The organism is Desulfovibrio sp. 6_1_46AFAA (assembly GCF_000224635.1).
In the GTDB taxonomy this organism is placed as follows: domain Bacteria; phylum Desulfobacterota; class Desulfovibrionia; order Desulfovibrionales; family Desulfovibrionaceae; genus Desulfovibrio; species Desulfovibrio fairfieldensis.
In genome coordinates this window covers 73,924-89,991 of sequence record NZ_JH114305.1, presented here as the reverse complement: position 1 = coordinate 89,991, position 16,068 = coordinate 73,924, and the positions used below count along the sequence as shown (strand labels likewise).

General features: G+C 61.6%; 17 protein-coding genes. 11 read left to right on the top strand and 6 right to left on the bottom strand.

What is annotated here, in order from left to right:
* Nucleotides 1–10: 10 nt before the first annotated feature.
* Together HMPREF1022_RS15245 and HMPREF1022_RS15240 are read right to left on the bottom strand one after the other, a co-directional pair.
* Entirely contained in the window at nucleotides 11–640 is a 630-nt protein-coding gene (locus HMPREF1022_RS15245; RefSeq protein WP_009303852.1) for a YigZ family protein, read from the bottom strand.
* Nucleotides 637–1,179, bottom strand: coding sequence for a cupin domain-containing protein (locus HMPREF1022_RS15240; RefSeq protein WP_232221624.1), 543 nt, complete (start codon nucleotides 1,177–1,179; stop codon nucleotides 637–639). The genes HMPREF1022_RS15245 and HMPREF1022_RS15240 overlap by 4 nt, the downstream gene beginning before the upstream one ends.
* 253 nt (nucleotides 1,180–1,432) lie before the next feature.
* Here HMPREF1022_RS15240 and HMPREF1022_RS15235 point away from each other — a divergent pair, with 253 nt between their 5' ends.
* The 5 genes from HMPREF1022_RS15235 (at nucleotide 1,433) to proC (ending at nucleotide 6,470) form a co-directional block, all read left to right on the top strand.
* Complete coding sequence (locus HMPREF1022_RS15235; RefSeq protein WP_008686080.1) at nucleotides 1,433–1,936, top strand: rubrerythrin family protein; 504 nt, start codon at nucleotides 1,433–1,435, stop codon at nucleotides 1,934–1,936.
* A gap of 489 nt (nucleotides 1,937–2,425) precedes the next feature.
* The gene (locus HMPREF1022_RS15230) at nucleotides 2,426–3,754 is read left to right on the top strand and encodes a S41 family peptidase (protein WP_008686079.1); all 1,329 of its coding nucleotides are present in this window, start codon (nucleotides 2,426–2,428) and stop codon (nucleotides 3,752–3,754) included.
* 57 nt (nucleotides 3,755–3,811) lie between these two features.
* Nucleotides 3,812–5,134, top strand: coding sequence for a divergent polysaccharide deacetylase family protein (locus tag HMPREF1022_RS15225; RefSeq protein WP_009303851.1), 1,323 nt, complete (start codon nucleotides 3,812–3,814; stop codon nucleotides 5,132–5,134).
* A 106-nt stretch (nucleotides 5,135–5,240) separates the two neighbouring features.
* Nucleotides 5,241–5,660: a nucleoside-diphosphate kinase gene (gene ndk, locus HMPREF1022_RS15220; protein ID WP_008686077.1), complete on the top strand. Its 420-nt coding sequence runs from the start codon at nucleotides 5,241–5,243 to the stop codon at nucleotides 5,658–5,660.
* A 3-nt stretch (nucleotides 5,661–5,663) separates the two neighbouring features.
* A complete protein-coding gene (gene proC, locus HMPREF1022_RS15215; protein WP_009303850.1) occupies nucleotides 5,664–6,470 on the top strand; it encodes a pyrroline-5-carboxylate reductase in 807 nt (268 codons plus the stop codon).
* A gap of 82 nt (nucleotides 6,471–6,552) precedes the next feature.
* On the opposite strand, the gene HMPREF1022_RS15210 is transcribed toward proC, so the two are convergent.
* On the bottom strand, nucleotides 6,553–7,014 hold the full coding sequence (locus HMPREF1022_RS15210; protein ID WP_009303849.1) for a MarR family winged helix-turn-helix transcriptional regulator: 462 nt from the start codon (nucleotides 7,012–7,014) through the stop codon (nucleotides 6,553–6,555).
* Nucleotides 7,015–7,225: 211 nt separating this feature from the next.
* Between HMPREF1022_RS15210 and HMPREF1022_RS15205 the strand changes: the two genes are divergently transcribed.
* Nucleotides 7,226–8,452 (top strand): MFS transporter, encoded by a 1,227-nt coding sequence (locus HMPREF1022_RS15205; RefSeq protein WP_009303848.1) that lies wholly within the window; start codon nucleotides 7,226–7,228, stop codon nucleotides 8,450–8,452.
* 261 nt (nucleotides 8,453–8,713) lie between these two features.
* On the opposite strand, the gene HMPREF1022_RS15200 is transcribed toward HMPREF1022_RS15205, so the two are convergent.
* Both HMPREF1022_RS15200 and HMPREF1022_RS15195 read right to left on the bottom strand, forming a co-directional pair.
* Nucleotides 8,714–9,556 carry an AMIN domain-containing protein gene (locus HMPREF1022_RS15200; protein ID WP_009303847.1) on the bottom strand — a complete coding sequence of 281 codons (843 nt, stop codon included), beginning with the start codon at nucleotides 9,554–9,556 and terminating at the stop codon, nucleotides 8,714–8,716.
* A gap of 41 nt (nucleotides 9,557–9,597) precedes the next feature.
* Nucleotides 9,598–10,365, bottom strand: a complete 768-nt coding sequence (locus HMPREF1022_RS15195) for a tetratricopeptide repeat protein (protein ID WP_008686072.1) — start codon at nucleotides 10,363–10,365, stop codon at nucleotides 9,598–9,600.
* A gap of 93 nt (nucleotides 10,366–10,458) precedes the next feature.
* On the opposite strand from HMPREF1022_RS15195, the gene HMPREF1022_RS15190 reads away from it, so the two are divergent.
* Nucleotides 10,459–10,803: a hydrogenase maturation nickel metallochaperone HypA gene (locus HMPREF1022_RS15190; protein ID WP_009303846.1), complete on the top strand. Its 345-nt coding sequence runs from the start codon at nucleotides 10,459–10,461 to the stop codon at nucleotides 10,801–10,803.
* A gap of 106 nt (nucleotides 10,804–10,909) precedes the next feature.
* Nucleotides 10,910–11,569 carry a hydrogenase nickel incorporation protein HypB gene (gene hypB, locus HMPREF1022_RS15185; protein ID WP_008686070.1) on the top strand — a complete coding sequence of 220 codons (660 nt, stop codon included), beginning with the start codon at nucleotides 10,910–10,912 and terminating at the stop codon, nucleotides 11,567–11,569.
* 236 nt (nucleotides 11,570–11,805) lie between these two features.
* Here the strand turns inward: hypB and HMPREF1022_RS15180 are convergent, their stop codons facing one another.
* Nucleotides 11,806–12,780 carry a hypothetical protein gene (locus HMPREF1022_RS15180; protein ID WP_009303845.1) on the bottom strand — a complete coding sequence of 325 codons (975 nt, stop codon included), beginning with the start codon at nucleotides 12,778–12,780 and terminating at the stop codon, nucleotides 11,806–11,808.
* A gap of 222 nt (nucleotides 12,781–13,002) precedes the next feature.
* Between HMPREF1022_RS15180 and HMPREF1022_RS15175 the strand changes: the two genes are divergently transcribed.
* The 3 genes from HMPREF1022_RS15175 to tnpA all read left to right on the top strand — a co-directional run.
* Nucleotides 13,003–13,758: an SPOR domain-containing protein gene (locus HMPREF1022_RS15175; protein WP_009303844.1), complete on the top strand. Its 756-nt coding sequence runs from the start codon at nucleotides 13,003–13,005 to the stop codon at nucleotides 13,756–13,758.
* A 206-nt stretch (nucleotides 13,759–13,964) separates the two neighbouring features.
* Nucleotides 13,965–15,431 (top strand): catalase, encoded by a 1,467-nt coding sequence (locus HMPREF1022_RS15170; RefSeq protein WP_009303843.1) that lies wholly within the window; start codon nucleotides 13,965–13,967, stop codon nucleotides 15,429–15,431.
* Between the two features lie 282 nt (nucleotides 15,432–15,713).
* Nucleotides 15,714–16,068 (top strand): IS200/IS605 family transposase (gene tnpA, locus HMPREF1022_RS15165; protein ID WP_035062053.1); only part of this gene is annotated, 355 nt, incomplete at its 3' end.

Here is a 16,068-nt window from a genome sequence, read left to right as displayed (position 1 = left end):
TGAATAGGCTTCAGCCGTCTTCTCTGACCCGGCAGACGGCCGCGCCGTTGCTCATTCCGGCCACGGCTTTGAGGAAAGCCTCCAGGTGCTCCTCCGGCAGGCTCACCCCCAGACCGGCGGTGGCCTGATAGTCCTCATCCGTAATCCGGGCCTCAAACGTCGGCAGCAGGCGGCGCAACCCGTCCAGATGGGCGTATTCCAGCGTGAGATCCAGATGGGCCAGGGGCACCTGTTCGGCCAGCGCCAGTGTGCTGAGATTTTCGCGCACCGAATCCTGATAGGCCCGCACCAGGCCGCCGGTGCCCAGCTTGACGCCGCCGAACCAGCGCGTCACCACCACGCAGATTTCTCCGATGCCGCAGTGCAGCAGCACCTGCAGCATGGGCCGCCCGGCCGTGCCGTGGGGCTCGCCGTCGTCGGAAGAGCCGATCCGGGCGGTCTGCCCCGGCGCGCCCGCCGCGTAGGCCCAGCAGTTATGAGTGGCGTCGGCATTGGCGCGGCGGATGGATTCCACAAAGGCCCGTGCCGCCTCCGGACCCGGCGTGTGGGCGCATTGGGCCAGAAAACGGCTGCGGCGGATAAGCAGCTCCGTGCGGTGGGGCCGGTCCGGCCCGGCGGCGGGAATGGGATAGCGCGTCATCGGTCCGTTTCGCTGTCTTTTGCCGGGCAGAATTCGCGGATGCAGGCCGCGGCTGCGGGAAATGCCGTCAGCAGTTCTTTTCTGCGGCCCAGCTTCAGGTCCGCGAAGTCAAAGCCCGGCGACACGGTACAGCCCGCCAGGGAAAAGCCGGAACCGGGGCAGGGCGTGGCCCCGAACCAGAAACCGGCGGGCACGGCGTACTGGAGGTGCTGGCCGTCCAAAGGGTTCTGCCCCAGCATGACTTCCCGCGCCGCGCCGTCCGGCCCCAGCAGGGCCAGACGCAGGGGGCCGCCCAGATAAAAATGCCAGATCTCGTCCTGCCGGATGCGATGCAGGCGGGAATAGTCGCCTTCGCGCAACAGGAAGAGGATGGCCGTGCCGAACGGGCGCGGCCCGGCAAAGCCCGACGGCAGGGCGGCCTGAGGAATAGTGCCGCTGCTGCAATACGTGCGGCGGTAAAAACCGCCTTCCGGATGGGGGGCAAGCGTGAAATGGGCGATCAGCTCTTCGGGGTTCATCAGAATTTTAGTAGCGTGCAATGCCGCCAAGGGCAATGGGAAAATGGTCCTTCTTTTTTTCGTCCAGGCTCGCGAGGAGGGCGAAATGCGGTGCTGGAAAGTTGTAATGGAATGATTTTATAAAATCACATTATATTAATAGGTTATCTAATTCACCCCAATTTTTTTGGGGAAATGCGCAGAAAAGGCTTTACAAGGAGGACGGCTTTCTGTAAACAGTAATCGTTCGCATTAATGGAAACAATAAACTTCAGATACGCAAAAGGAGCAAACAATGAGCAAGACCCAGGAAAATTTGATGGCCGCTTTCGCCGGTGAGTCCCAGGCCAACCGCAAATATCTTGCTTTCGCCCAGGTGGCCGACAAGGAAGGCCTGCCCCAGGTCGCCAAGCTGTTCCGCGCCGCCGCCGCCGCTGAAACCATCCACGCCCACGCGCACCTCAAGAACGCGGGCAAGATCGGCGACACGGCCGCCAACCTGCAGTCCGCTCTGGAAGGTGAGACCTACGAGTTCACCAAGATGTATCCCGAAATGATCAAGGACGCCGAGGCCGAAGGCAAGACCGCCGTTGCCAAGTATTTTGAATTCGCCAACAAGGTGGAAGAAGTGCACGCCAATCTGTATAAGAAGGCCATTGCCAATCCTTCCGCTCTTGCCAATGTGGACTACTACGTCTGCAAGATCTGCGGCTACACCCACGAAGGCCCCTGTGAAGCCTGTCCCGTGTGCGGCGCGGGCGCGGCGGCTTTCTTCAAAGTGGAAGAATGCTGCAAGTAACCGATCCCGCGCGCCGCTCCATGCCGCTTTGGGGGCGGCATTGACGCCGGATGCGCGACTGTGATGGTTGGAGGGGCCGCCGTAAGGCGGCTCCTTTGTCATTTGCCATTTCGGGGCCGCGATGGTCCGGGAAATGCGGGCCACGGTTCCACAGCATGTAGCGTTTGAGTGCCGCGGAAGCGACAGCCGTTGGCGAGTCTTCGAGCCGTACGGATGCCGACAGCAACACTCAAACGCGATTTATGCTGCTGCCGATGCCCGTAGCCCTTGTGGGCTGACGGGCACGGCCGCGCCGCCTCCGGAGCGCTGCCAGCGGCATTGCATTTTGGCTTGAAAAGAGTCAGTATCCGCATGGCGTTTTGCAGCCATCAGCGCTTTTGGCGCGGTTATACCAACACTAACGGCGGCGGCGCGGGCGTCCGCCCGCACTCCGGCCCCCCGGATTCATTCCGGGAAACCGGGCATGCGCAGCGCCGCGGAGGCCTTCTTATGCGCGTTTTTGTCCGTTCCTGCATTCTTGCATTGCTTCTGGTTCTGTGCGGCTTGACCGCGGCCCAGGCCGCCTCCGCGCCGGAGGCCAAAAAAGAGCCCGCCAAGGAAGCTCCCAGCAAATTCGAGGCCTTGAAGCGTTTCAGCCAGGTGCTTGATCTGGTGGAGCGTTATTATGTGAAGGATGTGACCCAGAACGACCTGATCAACGGGGCCGTCAAGGGCTTGCTGCAGGGGCTCGACCCGCACTCCACCTTCATGAATGCCGAAGAATACAAGGAAATGCAGGAAACCACCTCCGGCGAATTCTACGGGGTGGGCATTGAAATTTCCATGGAAAACGGCCAAGTTGTGGTGGTCACGCCCATTGAGGACACCCCGGCTTTCCGCGCCGGTCTTCAGTCCGGCGACGTGATCCTGTCCATCAACGGCCAGGCCACGCAGGAACTTTCGCTGCAGGAAGTGGTGTCGCGCATCCGCGGGGCCAAAGGCACGGAAGTGGAGCTGGCCATTCTGCACAGCGACGCCAAGACGCCGCAGACCGTGCGCATCGTGCGCGACGCCATCCCCCTGATCAGCGTCAAGTCCAAAAAGCTGGAAGACGGTTACTACTGGGTGCGCCTGACCCGTTTCTCCGAACGCACCACCGAGGAACTCAAGGACGCGCTCAAGGATGCGGCCAAGGAAAGCAAGGCCACGGGCGGGCTCAAGGGCATTGTGCTGGATCTGCGCAACAATCCCGGTGGGTTGCTGGACCAGGCGGTCAGCGTGTCCGACACTTTCCTGGACAAGGGCGTGATCGTTTCCATCAAAGGCCGTCGGGACAGCACGGACCGCGTTTATGAGGCCAAAAAGCAGGCCGACGACGTACGCGTGCCCATGGTGGTGCTGGTCAACGCCGGTTCTGCCTCGGCCTCGGAAATCGTGGCCGGTGCGCTGCGCGACCAGAAGCGCGCCCTGATTCTGGGCGAACGCTCCTTCGGCAAGGGTTCGGTGCAGAACATCATTCCCCTGTCCGACGGGTCCGGCCTCAAGCTCACGGTAGCCCTGTATTACACGCCCAACGGCAGCTCCATCCAGGCCGAGGGCATCGTGCCCGACCTGGAAGTGGTCTTCGAGCCGCCGCGCACCGACGACAAGGACAATCCGCGTTTCCTCCTGCGCGAACAGGATCTCAACCGCCATCTGGAAAACGGCAAGGACAAGAAGGGCGGCCAAAGCAAGGTCAAGAAAGACGAAGGCAAGGAGCAGCTGGCCCGTGACAACCAGTTGCGCATGGCCCTCCAGGTCGTGAAGAGTCTGCCCAAGATGCGGGAGATCAGAAACTAGGGCGCGTGGCCCGATCCCCTTGCCGGGGCGGGTTCCGCGAGACGGCATACGTTCAGCGTGCAAAATAAAGGAACAGATACCGGCCCCCTGACCGGACCCCACGGGTCCGGCGGGGGGCTGCGCGCTTCCACTCGCCTGGGCTTGGGTGGTCTGGCCTGGCTGCTCTGCTCCCTGGCCTTTTCGCTCTGGCTGGGCAACGGGTCCATGGCGCCGGGGAATTTTTCCGGTTCCGCCGGTCGCGCGCCGTCGTTCCAGCAAACTGGCGAAGGACGGGACGCGACCGAGGAGCCTGAGGCGCGGGCCGAGCGAATGATACTGGCCCGCCTGGATGCTCTGGTTATCCAGACGTTGCCCCTGGCCCTGCCGCTCGCCCGCTGGCAGCGCGAAGAAGGGCTGCCCTTGGAGGACGAAGGATCGGCTGCCCGTGCTTACCGGGTTACAGGGCCTTGCGCGCCGCTGCGCCTGGGTGTGGCCCTGTTGGAAAAGTTGCGCTCCGCCGCTGATCCGGATTTTCCTCATCTTTCCGCCGTTGACCCGGAGCGTTTCCGCCCGCGCCTTGCCTGGACGGACCAAGGCGCGCTGGAAATTCGCCTGAACGGGCGGCCGACGCATCGTTTTCATTTTCCCGGCAAGGAACGGGCTCTGGCGGATCTGGCCCGACCCCTGCCTCAGGCCGCCCTGATTCTGGTCATTGATGACCTGGGGCAGAGCCTGGAGCCCGCCGAGGATCTGGCCGCCTTGCCCTTTCCCGTGGTATTGGCCGTCTGGCCGCACGCGCCCAGGGCGGGCGCGACGGCCGACCTGGCCGGACAGATGGGCCTGGATTGCCTGGTGCATCTGCCCATGGAGCCTCAGCCCCGCGCCGACGGCTTCCGTCCCAAGCCGGGTCCGGGCGCGCTGTTCGCGGATATGAGCCGGCACGCCCTGGCCTCCGTGCTGGAACCGGATCTGGCGGCACTGCCCACGGCGCTGGGCCTGAACAACCATATGGGTTCCCGTTTCACGGGCAGCTCCGCCGCCTGCCGCCTGCTCTGCGCGCAACTGGCCGGGCGCGGTTTCTTTGTGCTGGACAGTCTGACCCAGCCCTATTCCCGGCTGGCGGAGGAAGCCCGTGCCGCCGGGCTGGTCAGCGTGGCCCGTGCTGTTTTTCTGGATACGCGCCGGGATGTTTCCGCCGTACTGGCCGCCTTGGACGCGGCGGCGGCCAAAGCCCGCAGTGCCGGTTTCGCCGTCGCCATCGGGCATCCGTACGCGGAAACTCTGAGCGCTTTGCGCCGCTGGCAGGACAAGGCAGGTGTGGCCGTGGTGCCTCTGCGCCGTCTGGTCTGGCACCTGGCGCAACTCCAGGCGCGGGACGGCGCGCGCGGCGGCAAGCGTTGATTTTTCACGAACACGGCTTCAGACAAATCCTTGCCGCGAAATGCGGGCAGGCGGGCTTTGCCCGCCGTAAGTGAACATTTCAAGTGTTAAACTCTAAGGAGCGGACATGCTGCAAACCACTCTTGCCATCATCAAGCCGGACGCCGTGGCGCGCGGCCTTGCCGGGGAAATTCTGGCCGCCGTGGAGGCCGAGGGCCTTCGCCCCGTGGCTCTGAAAATGCTGCGGTTGAGCAAGGCCCAGGCCCAGGGCTTTTATGCCGTGCACAAAGAGCGCCCCTTTTTTGACAGCCTTACGGACTACATGTCTTCCGGACCGGTGGTCTGCGCGGCCTTGCGCGGCGAGGACGCGGTGGCCCGCTACCGGGCGCTGATGGGCGCCACGAATCCGGCCCAGGCCGAGCCCGGCACTCTGCGCCGCAAATACGGGCAGAACCTTGAAGCCAACGCCGTGCACGGTTCCGACTGCCCGGAGAACGCCGCTGTTGAGCTTGCATATTTCTTCAATGCCTTGGAAATGACGGAGTAACGTATGAGCAGAACAATCGGCTGCATTGGCTGCGGCAATATGGGCGGGGCCATTCTGGCCGGTTTCGCGGACAGGCTGGGGGACAAGGGCTATAGCTTCTGCGGCTATAACCGCACGCCGGAACGCATGCGCCCCTTGGCGGACAAGGGCGTGCGGGTCATGCCCGACGTTCTGGAAACCGCGCGCAAATCCGATGTGCTGTTGCTGGCGGTCAAGCCATACCAGGTGGCTTCCGTGCTGGAGGAAATGCGTCCGGCCCTCAACGGCGGCAAGGTGCTGGTTTCCGTGGCGGCGGGCGTGAGCCTGAAGAGCCTGCGCGAGGCCGTGGGCGGGCAGTGCCCGGTGGTCCGCTGCATGCCCAATACTCCGGCGCTGGTGGGGGAGGGGGTTTTTGCCCTCTGCTTTGAGGACCCGGCGCTGGACCGGGAAGGCAAACTCGAATTACTGGAACTTTTCGGGGTTCTGGGCCTTTGCCTGGAAATGCCCGAAGCACGCTTTACCGCTTTTTCCGCGCTGATCGGCGCGGGCCCGGCCTATGTTTTCGAGATGATGCAGGGCTTGGTGCAGGCCGGGGTGACCTTGGGCTTTCAGCACAGGGAGGCCAGGCGCATGGTGGCCGCCCTGTTTGTGGGTTCGGCGCGTATGGCCGAGCAGAACCCCGCGCCGCTGATGCAGTTGCGTGACGAAGTCTGTTCGCCCGGCGGCCTGACCATCGCCGGGGTCAATCATCTGGATCGCGTGGGCCTGCTGGGCCAATTGGTGGATGCCGTGCTGGCCGCCGATGCGCGGGGCCGGGAGATGGAAAGCTGAATCTGTGAGCCCTGGCGTTTGCTCGGGCCGTCAACTCCGCCATGGAGGGAATCTGAGTAGTCAGATTCCCTCCTGTTTTTTTTCAGCCTTCCTCCACCTCGCCGCCGGTGCGCGCTTCGCCTTGTCCCCTGTATTCCCTGGCGGATTGCGCCAGACGTCGCAACTGCGCCTGTAACGTCTGTTTTTCCTCTTCGGAAAACATGCTGGTGGTGGCGGCATCCCATTCCGCAACGACTTTCATGATATGCGGATATGCCTCATAGGCACGCTGCGTCGGGTGCACGGTGGTCGTGCGCTTGTCTTGCGGATTGCTTTCCCGGCGGATGAAACCGGCCTCCTCCAGTTGCGCCAGCACTCGCGTCACGTTGCTCTTGTTGATGCCGATGCGCTCGGGCAGCTTGTCCTGCGTGATGCCCGGTTCTCTGCACAGCACGGCAATGAAGAGATATTGACTGGTGTTGATGCCGTACGGCGCGAGGGCCTTGGCGAGATACATGTAGTAATAGCGGTTGGCCAGGGTGATCCATTTGCAGGTCAGTTCCAAAGTACGCTCCCGGAGCATTTAACACTTGAAATGTTCGGTTACGGCGGGCAAAGCCCGCCTGCTCCCATTTCGCGGCAAGGGTTTGTCCGCAAAGAGCTGCGGATAAACCCTTAGGCCGGGCCGGACGACAGTTCCAAACCTCTGCTTGACACGAGAGAGAAAACACATAATCGTTGCCCCCGCAACGATTTTTATGAACAGGAGATATGAGATGCTTGATCGCCGCATCCGCCGCAAGCAAACGGCGGGCGTATCCAACGTGGGGGCCGGTGGGGCGTTGCGGGAGATTTGCAATCGCAACTTCAATGTGGTGACGCTGATCAACCTTCTGGTCATGACGGCCTACTACCTGATCTTCGTCACCAGCACCTCCTATGCCAGAGAGGCTTATCTGGCAAGCCTGAGCACGGCTGGTTTCACTGCGGGCATTATGGTCATCGGCTGCCTGGCAGGGCGTTTCGTCACCGGCAATCTGCTTTCGTTTTTCGGTTGCCGCGCCGTTCTTCTCGCCGGGATCGTGCTGTACACGGCCAGCATCGCGGGTTTTTTCCTGGTGGATTCCTTGCCCTGGCTGTTCGTGCAACGCCTCTGGGCGGGCGTCGGCGTCGGCGTCATCGGCACGGCCACGGGAACCATTGTGGCCTATGTGATCCCGCAGCGGCATCACGGGCTCGGCGTGAGCCTGTTCAGCATGAGCACGGCTCTGGCCCTGGCCCTGGGGCCGTTTCTCGGTATCAGCCTGAGCAACCACATAAGTTATGCGGCGCTGATGCGGATCAATGTGGGCATTGCCCTGGTCTGCCTGCTCATCTTTTTCGGGCTGGCGGCCCTGCCTTCCATGCGTCACCGACATCGCTCGCTCTTCAGCCTCAACAGTTACATTGACCCGCGTGTGGTGCGTTTTTCCCTGGTGGCACTGGTGGTCTGCTTGAGCTACGGCTGCGTGCAGGCCTTCATGACCTCCTTTGCCGCCGAGCGCTCCCTTTCCGGCCCGGCGAGTCTCTTCTTTCTGCTGTATGCCGTGGCGGCCCTGGCTACCCGCCCGCTGACGGGCCGCCTGTTCGATACCCGCGGCGAGAACGTCATTTTTTATCCCATTCTGCTGTTGACCGCGCTCTCCCTGATCATGCTGGCCCGCGCGCACAGCAGCTGGATGCTGCTGCTCTCCGGCCTGGCGCTCGGCATGGGCTTCGGCAACTTCCAGTCCGTGGGGCAGGCCGTGTCGCTTTCGCTGGTGTCGCGTTCGCGTTTTGCCCAGGCCACCACAACTTTCTTCATATTTTTTGACCTGGGCATCGGCCTGGGGCCCTATATTTTCGGTTTTCTCGTCCCCACTCTGGGCTATGACGGCATGTATCAGTCCCTGGCCTTCACCGTGCTTGCCGGGCTAGGCCTTTACTATGTTTTGCACGGGAGGCTCGCGGGCGGCGGGGCCTGAACGTCATCCTGAACGGCACTCCCCGGAATCCTGTGGGACCTGTTGGCACTATGCCTTTTTGCCCGCTCGCTACGTGCGGCAGCCGTTGTCCGAAGGACTTGCGGGTGGCGACAGCAACGATAGGCTGAAGGCGGCGTCAATGCTGAGAGTGCCAATTCTCAACGTTAATCTGCTCTGAGAACGTGGATACGCCGAAAAAAGCAAAGCCCTTCCGAGCATTCGGAAGGGCTTTGCTTTGGTGCTGTAAACGGAAAAACGAGTTTACTGATCCACCCGCACGTCCAGGGTGTTGCCGTCCTTGGCAAGCACAAAGCGGGTATTTTGGGGTTTTGCCTTGAGGTCGATGACCACACGGGTCTTGTCCGCCATTTTGCCGATGCGCACATTGCTCACCAGGGGATTCTTGGGCACGCCCGGAGCCTTGATCTGCCACTGGCCGTCCAGGTCCACCACCACGCGGTCGGGATTGGTCAGATTCATGCTCTTGTAGCGGAGAGGCGCGTTGCCCTCCAGGCGCACCGTGGCTCCCTTGTCCCGCGCGAAGACCACAAAGCGGCTGATGTTGCGCTCACGCGGCGCGGCGGCTTTTCCCGCCCTGGGCTTTTCGGTCTTTGCCTTTTCGGCTTTGGGCTTATCCGTCTGAGCCGGGCGTTCTTCTTTTTGGGTTTCGGCGCGGGCCGGAGCGCTGCTTTCCGTTTTGGCGCTTTGGGCCGTGCGCTCCATCGCCGGAGGCGTGCTCATATTCTCACGTGCGGCGGCCTGCGGGCCGGGGGCCGCGGGCGCGGCCGGGGGCATCTGGGCCCGTTCGCTGACATCTTCCACCACGGGCGCGGCCTCGGCGGCGTCGTCCCTGGGCAGAGGCGGCAATTTGGGTTCTTCGCGGGCCGCTTCCTGCGGTGCGGCGGGCGCGGTAAAACCGTTCTGGGCGGCATCCGTCGACAGGGGAGGCAGACCGGCGCCGCTGTCCGGCGCGGCCGGTTCGCCGGCTTCCGCCGTGGGGGCCGGAACAGGTTCGGATTTGCGGCCCAGGCGTTCATTGAGCATGATCAGCGCCATGCCCAAGATGCAGACCGCCAGAAGAAGACTGAGAATGACTTTGTTCATGCCGTATGGCTCCTGCCGAAAGGCGAGTTGCTCGCTCGGGCTCAGCGTGGCCGCCGGGGGCGGTTTTTGCCGGGCCGAAGCTGTTTTTCCTTGCTGATATGGGCCAGCATCCTGGGGTAGACGGCTTCGCGGGCGTCCAGGCGCATGGCCGTGCGGACGTGTTCAGCGGCTTCGTCGTATGCGCCCATGGCGCAGAGGATGCGGGCCAGGTTGAAATGGGCGTGGTCGTCCTCCGGAGAGAGTTCCAGAACCCGTTTGCCGAAACGCAGGGCCAGATCCGGCATGGCATTTTTGCGCAGTTTCGCGCCGAAATCGCGGAACATATGCTTGTGGGCGGATGAGATATTCTCCGTGGTGGACGCCAGTTGTTCCAGGGCGGTAATGGCGGCCTGCCGTTCGCGCGGGCGCTTCAGGCGCAGCAGAGCCTTGCGGAAACTCTCCCGCAGAGTGATTTCCACCTGTTTGGTCCGGCGCGCCGTGTCCAAATGCCGCAGCAGCTCGTCGTCCAGTTCCGGCGCATCCGCAACCGGAGCGGGCGCGACGGCGCGCGCGTCCGGAAGGTCCGCCAGGGCGCGGACGTCCAGCATGGTCATGGGCATGGCCAGGATGGAGGGCTCGGACCGGAACTGCGCGGCAAAATGGGCGGCGCTGACGCGTCGCGCCTCCGCCTTGGGCTGGAAGGCATTGTCCAGTTGTTGCACCGCGTAGCCTTGCTCCGCCAGGTCCCAGGCGAAGAAGAGTGTCTTGCGGGTGCCGTCCGCCTTGGCCAAAGGCTGGGAATATACGCCAAGATATTTGGGAGGACGCATAGGCGAAATGTACATCATTTGCGCCGAATGGCAAGATTCCCCCCGCGCCCTTTACGCAGCCGGGCCTTTGGGCTAGCATGGGGAATGCACGAAATGGCCATTGCACAAAGCCTTCTGGCTATGGCAGAGGAAGAAATCGGCCGCCGGAATTGCAGCCGTCTTGAACTGGTGCGCGTGGAATACGGCGCGCTTTCGGGTGTGGTGCCCGAATCGTTGCAGTTCTGTTTTGAAACCATGATCAAGGGCACGCCCCATGAAGGGGCCAGATTGGAGTTGGTCTGTCTGCCTTTGCGATTGCGCTGTCCGTTTTGCGGCGAAGTGTTCGGCGGCGAAGGGCAGGACGCTCTCTGGCAGCCCTGCCCCGGCTGCGGCGAGCAGTTCGGGCATGTGGTGGAGCAGGGCAAGGAATTGATTTTGAGTCGCCTGGAAGCCCGCTAAAATATTTTCGCGTTGAAATCGGCAATGCTCCGGTGGCGGGAGCTGAAGCCCGCAAAATGTATATCTCACTCGGATACCGGCAGAATTTGGAGATAAGGAGAAAAGTATGCAGATTCCCGTGGTGCGCAACGTCCTGGAAGCCAATGAAAAAATGGCCGCCCATGTGCGGCGGCAGCTGAGCGGGCGCAAGATTCTGACCCTCAACCTGATCAGCTCTCCGGGCGCGGGCAAAACCTCTCTCTTGGAGCGCACCCTGTGCGACCTGGCCGGGGAATTCCGCATGGCGGTCATTGAGGGCGACTTGCAGACCGACAACGACGCCCGCCGGGTAGCGGCGACCGGGGCGCAGGCCGTACAGATCAACACCGACGGCGGCTGCCACCTGGACAGCAACATGATTCTCACGGCTCTGGACAATCTGGAGCTGGACGGCCTGGATATCCTCTTCATCGAAAATGTGGGCAATCTGGTCTGCCCGGTGGAATTCGACTGCGGCGAGGATGCCAAGGTGGCCCTGCTCAGCGTGACCGAGGGCGACGACAAGCCCGAGAAATATCCCCTGCTGTTCAACCTGGCCAAGGCCATGGTGCTGAACAAGGTGGACCTGCTGCCCCATGTGGATTTCGATATGGACCGCGCCCGCGCCTTTGCCACCAAGCTGAACAAGGATCTTCGCGTGCTTGAGGTTTCCTGCCGCAGCGGTGAGGGCCTTGATGCATGGTATGACTGGCTGCGCAAGATGCGTGCGGAGAAGAAGGCGTCGTAGCGAGACGAAGCCGCGCCGATTTTATAAAAACCGTTGGCGCTCTGGAAAATTTGCTTTCCTTGCCGGAGAACAAATTTTCCAGAGCGCCAATGGTTTTTAGAGCAGATTAACTTTGAGAATTGGCATTCCCAAAGTTTTTAAGCCGCTCGCTCTGCTGTCGTCATCCGTAAGGCGGCATAGCCGCCAACGGCTGACACTCGTGGCGGGCGTCTGCCTATGCAACCGCCAAAGCAATTTTAGCGGCCGCCTTCGCCGCCCTGGTAGGCCGCCACATCCACGACCAGGGTTCTGGAACTCTGGCGCAGGGTCAGCGTGAAGAGTTGTACGTCGCGCTGCGGCGCGTCGGCGTCGGCTAGAGCGGGCAGCATGGCGGCCGGGGCCAGCATCAGGGTGGCCTCACCCCGGCCGGATTGCAGAAAATACTCCAGGGCCCGTTGCAGGATGTCCTTCTGCTTGGCCGTATCCATATCCGTCATTTCCGTAAAATTCATGTCCAGGCCGGGCAGCTCAGCCTGCCAGGGCGCATAGCCCTGGCTGTAGAGCGTCCGCAGCAGGGCGGCCAGATTGGCGTCGGTCAGGTGCTGCCGCAGCTCCAGATGCCCAAGGCGGTCGCGTCCGGAAAGGGAGCCGCTTCCGCCGGAGGGCTGGCTCGGCGCGAGGCGCGCGGCCCAGACCATGCCCGCGAAGCCCAGGCTGGTCAGCACTGCGTCATTGTCGTCCCGAGGGGGATCGGGCTCCAGCAGGGAACAGACATCATTCATGGTCATGCCGGGGCGGAACTGGTCCAGGGTGCAGACCGGCCTGCTGAGTTCGCCGGGCAGCAGGCTTTGGGCATTGCCGTTGATATGTCGTGAGATATTGTTCTTCTGTTCCAGAATCAGACAGGCCGTATGGTCGCCGCAGAAGGTCAGGCGGCGCGCCTGGGCCAGGGGCACGGCCTTGAAAAACCAGAAGGCCAGGCCCGTATCCACGCGCAGGTCCGCCGTGACTCCGGGATTTTCAATATCGTCCCGTGCGCCGGGGGCCATGTCCAGACGCACGAAATATGTGGTCCGGCCCTGGTGGAAGCGGATATTAAGCAGGTCCCGGCTGGTCTGATTGCTGACGGTCAGGCAGGAAGGCGTTTCGGCGGCCGACGAGCCGCGCGCCGGAAAGACGCAGAGAAGGGCGAGCAGCAGAAGCGCGACAATGCGGCAACGCGTATTTTTCATGGCGGAACTCCGGTTGGAGATGGGTACGCCCGTACTGTAGCAGAGTGCGGGGGACGCCTGTCAAGGCGGCATGCGCATGGGCTCGGCCCGGTGCGGAGCCGTGCAGGGCGCGCCGGGTTTTCCTCCCTTTACGCTGGCGGGCCGGACTGCTATGGTGCTGGCATTGCTCGTGCCGGATGGCGCGCGGGCAGTAGTATATCAGTAAGAATACAAGGAGAATCTATGGCCCCCGCTTCCCGTTCGTCCGCATCCGGGCAAGACAGCCCCAAAACCGGTCCGCGCCTGCGCCCGTCGTCGCTGGTGGCGGCGTGTTTTCTGGTGCTGGCGGCCGTTGCCCTGGCCTATGTGGGCGGGGTTATGAGCGGGCGCGCATACGCGGTCAGGCACGCGGTCCCGGCCGCGGCGACGCAGCCCGGCGCGCGGGCGGACGCCGGTGAAAAGCCCGTGGACCCCATCAGTCAGGGCGCGGAAGCGGTACAGGACGGCGCGGACGCGGGCCAGCGGATACTGGCTCCGGAAGATCTGCGTTTCGCGCGGGCTCTGCGCAATGATTCCGCCAATGCCTCCGAGCCGGACCCGGCCCGGCGCGCTCCGGCAATGCCGCAGGCGACCGCCGCAGCGCCCGGTCAGGGCGCGCAAAACACACAACCCGGCCAAAACGCGCCGGGCGGTGTTTCCACCGCGCCCTTCGCCCCGGCCGTGCCGGAAGGCCAGACCCCGCCGCCCGCTCCGGCGGCCACCATGTTCGACTATGTCTTTCAGGTAGCGGCCTTCAAGGATGAGGACAGCGTGGACAGCCTGCGTCAGCGGTTGGAGGGCCGGGGGCTGCGCACCCGTATGCAGCGCGACGGCAAGCTCTTTCTGGTCCTGGTGCTGCTGCGCGGCGACGCCGTCCGCGCGGCGGAAGTGCCGCAGATCATGCAGGAGCTGCATCTGGGGCAGCCCATTGTGCGCAGCCGCAAGCCAGCCATGCCTTAAGCTGGGGCCATGAAATAAAATTTCCTTCATAAGCAATAGAAATTTTTCAATAAAACAAGCGGAGATCGATTTTTTCTTAAAAATAGTAACAATTACTATTTACAAAAATCGTCAGCCGTGCCATGCTTTTTCCAACGCAATACAAGCAGGTACGGAGCCGTTTTTTCTCACCCGATCCCCTCGGATAAACCAAGGAGAAAAGCATCATGGCAGATAATATGAAAAATAAAGACTCGCTCACCACCAATGCTGGCGCGCCGGTGCCCAATAATAATCATGCCCTGACCGCCGGTCCGCGCGGCCCCATGCTCATGCAGGACGTCTGGTTTCAGGAGAAGCTGGCCCATTTCGACCGTGAAGTGATTCCGGAACGGCGCATGCACGCCCGTGGTTCCGGCGCGTACGGCACCTTTACGGTGACCCATGACCTCACCAAGTACACCAGGGCTTCGCTGTTTGCTGAAATCGGCAAAAAAACCGATGTGTTCGCCCGATTCTCCACTGTGGCGGGCGAGCGCGGCGCCGCTGACGCGGAGCGCGACATCCGCGGCTTTGCCCTCAAATTTTATACGGATCAGGGCAACTGGGACATGGTTGGCAATAACACGCCGGTCTTCTTTTTGCGCGACCCGCTTAATTTCCCGGACCTGAACCACGTGGTCAAGCGCAACCCGCGCACCAATATGCACAGCGCCAAGGACAACTGGGACTTCTGGACCCTGCTGCCCGAAGCCCTGCACCAGGTCACCGTGGTCATGAGCGACCGGGGTATTCCGGCTTCCTACCGGCACATGCACGGTTTCGGCAGTCATACCTACAGCCTGATCAACGCCAAAAACGAACGCTTCTGGGTCAAATTTCACTTCAGAACCCAGCAGGGCATCAAAAATCTCACGGACGCCGAGGCCCAGGAACTTATCGGGCGCGACCGCGACAGCCATCAGCGCGATCTGTACGAGCACATCGAAAAGGGCGACTATCCCCGCTGGACCCTGTACTTCCAGATCATGCCCGAGGAAGACGCCGAGAAGCTGCCCTACCATCCCTTTGATTTGACCAAGGTCTGGTACCACAAGGATTATCCGCTCATGGAAGTGGGCGTGCTGGAACTGAACCGCAATCCGGAAAACTATTTCGCGGAAGTGGAACAGGCCGCTTTCAACCCATCTAATCTGGTGCCCGGCATCGGCGTTTCACCGGACAAGATGCTTCAGGGCCGCCTGTTCTCCTACGGCGACGCGCAGCGGTACCGCCTGGGCGTCAATCACCATCTGATCCCGGTGAACAAGTCGCGCTGCCCCTATCACAGCTTCCACCGTGACGGCCAGATGCGCGTGGACGGCAACTACGGCAGCTACACCAGCTATGAGCCCAACAGCGAGGGCGCCTGGCAGGAACAGCCTGAGTTCGCCGAGCCGCCGCTGAAGATCAGCGGCGATGCGGCCCGCTGGAATTATCCCTGCGACGATGCCGACTACTTTGAACAGCCCGGCAAGCTCTTCCGGCTGATGAGCCCGGAACAGAAAGAAGCCCTGTTCGGCAATACGGCCCGCGCCCTGGGCGACGCGCCCAAGGAAATCAAGCTGCGCCACATCCGCAACTGCGCCAAAGCCGATCCGGCTTACGGCGCCGGTGTGGCCAAGGCCTGCGGCATTCCTGAAAGCGAAATCTGAGCCTTTTCAGCGTAAGCTCTCCTTAACGCAATTCACTTATTTCAAACATGGATTGCTCTCGCGGCGGCATGCCCGCGCCGCCGACGCTAATCCCCGAACCCCTCCGGATTTTTCCGGAGGGGTTTTTCGTAAGGGGCTTTAGCCAGTTGAGCGAGCGTTTGCGAGCGAAACAGAAATCCACCCGCTATGCGGGTGGAAATAATTTGTTATACAAAAAACACCTTTCCCATACGATAGAGTTGTTCAAGCCCATCGTAATTTTTAAGGGAAAGGTGTTTTTATATGGGAACTCGAGTTCAAAGTTTAGCCCACACAAAATGGTTGTGCAAGTATCACATTGTCTTTTCTCCAAAATACAGGCGGAAAATAATATTTGCCAACATTCGAGAAAGTATCGGAGAAATTCTTAAGGACTTATGCAAATATAAAGGTGTTGAAATTATCGAGGGCCATCTCATGCCGGATCATGTGCACATGCTGGTGAGTATTCCTCCAAAAATCAGTGTATCAAGTTTCATGGGGTACCTGAAAGGAAAAAGCTCATTGATGATTTTCGATAAGCATGCAAACCTGAAGTACAAATTTGGCAATAGGAAATTCTTGGCGGAAGGATATTTCGTCATTACGGTAGGACTCA

Bases quoted from the DNA above. Each gene is read 5' to 3' on its own strand.
- HMPREF1022_RS15200 (WP_009303847.1), bottom strand. From the start codon at position 9,556: ATGAACAAAGTCATTCTCAGTCTTCTTCTGGCGGTCTGCATCTTGGGC.
- hypB (WP_008686070.1), top strand. From the start codon at position 10,910: ATGCAGATTCCCGTGGTGCGCAACGTCCTGGAAGCCAATGAAAAAATG.
- HMPREF1022_RS15245 (WP_009303852.1), bottom strand. From the start codon at position 640: ATGACGCGCTATCCCATTCCCGCCGCCGGGCCGGACCGGCCCCACCGC.
- HMPREF1022_RS15195 (WP_008686072.1), bottom strand. From the start codon at position 10,365: ATGCGTCCTCCCAAATATCTTGGCGTATATTCCCAGCCTTTGGCCAAG.
- HMPREF1022_RS15180 (WP_009303845.1), bottom strand. From the start codon at position 12,780: ATGAAAAATACGCGTTGCCGCATTGTCGCGCTTCTGCTGCTCGCCCTT.
- ndk (WP_008686077.1), top strand. From the start codon at position 5,241: ATGCTGCAAACCACTCTTGCCATCATCAAGCCGGACGCCGTGGCGCGC.
- HMPREF1022_RS15230 (WP_008686079.1), top strand. From the start codon at position 2,426: ATGCGCGTTTTTGTCCGTTCCTGCATTCTTGCATTGCTTCTGGTTCTG.
- HMPREF1022_RS15175 (WP_009303844.1), top strand. From the start codon at position 13,003: ATGGCCCCCGCTTCCCGTTCGTCCGCATCCGGGCAAGACAGCCCCAAA.
- HMPREF1022_RS15205 (WP_009303848.1), top strand. From the start codon at position 7,226: ATGCTTGATCGCCGCATCCGCCGCAAGCAAACGGCGGGCGTATCCAAC.
- proC (WP_009303850.1), top strand. From the start codon at position 5,664: ATGAGCAGAACAATCGGCTGCATTGGCTGCGGCAATATGGGCGGGGCC.
- HMPREF1022_RS15190 (WP_009303846.1), top strand. From the start codon at position 10,459: ATGGCCATTGCACAAAGCCTTCTGGCTATGGCAGAGGAAGAAATCGGC.
- HMPREF1022_RS15235 (WP_008686080.1), top strand. From the start codon at position 1,433: ATGAGCAAGACCCAGGAAAATTTGATGGCCGCTTTCGCCGGTGAGTCC.
- HMPREF1022_RS15170 (WP_009303843.1), top strand. From the start codon at position 13,965: ATGGCAGATAATATGAAAAATAAAGACTCGCTCACCACCAATGCTGGC.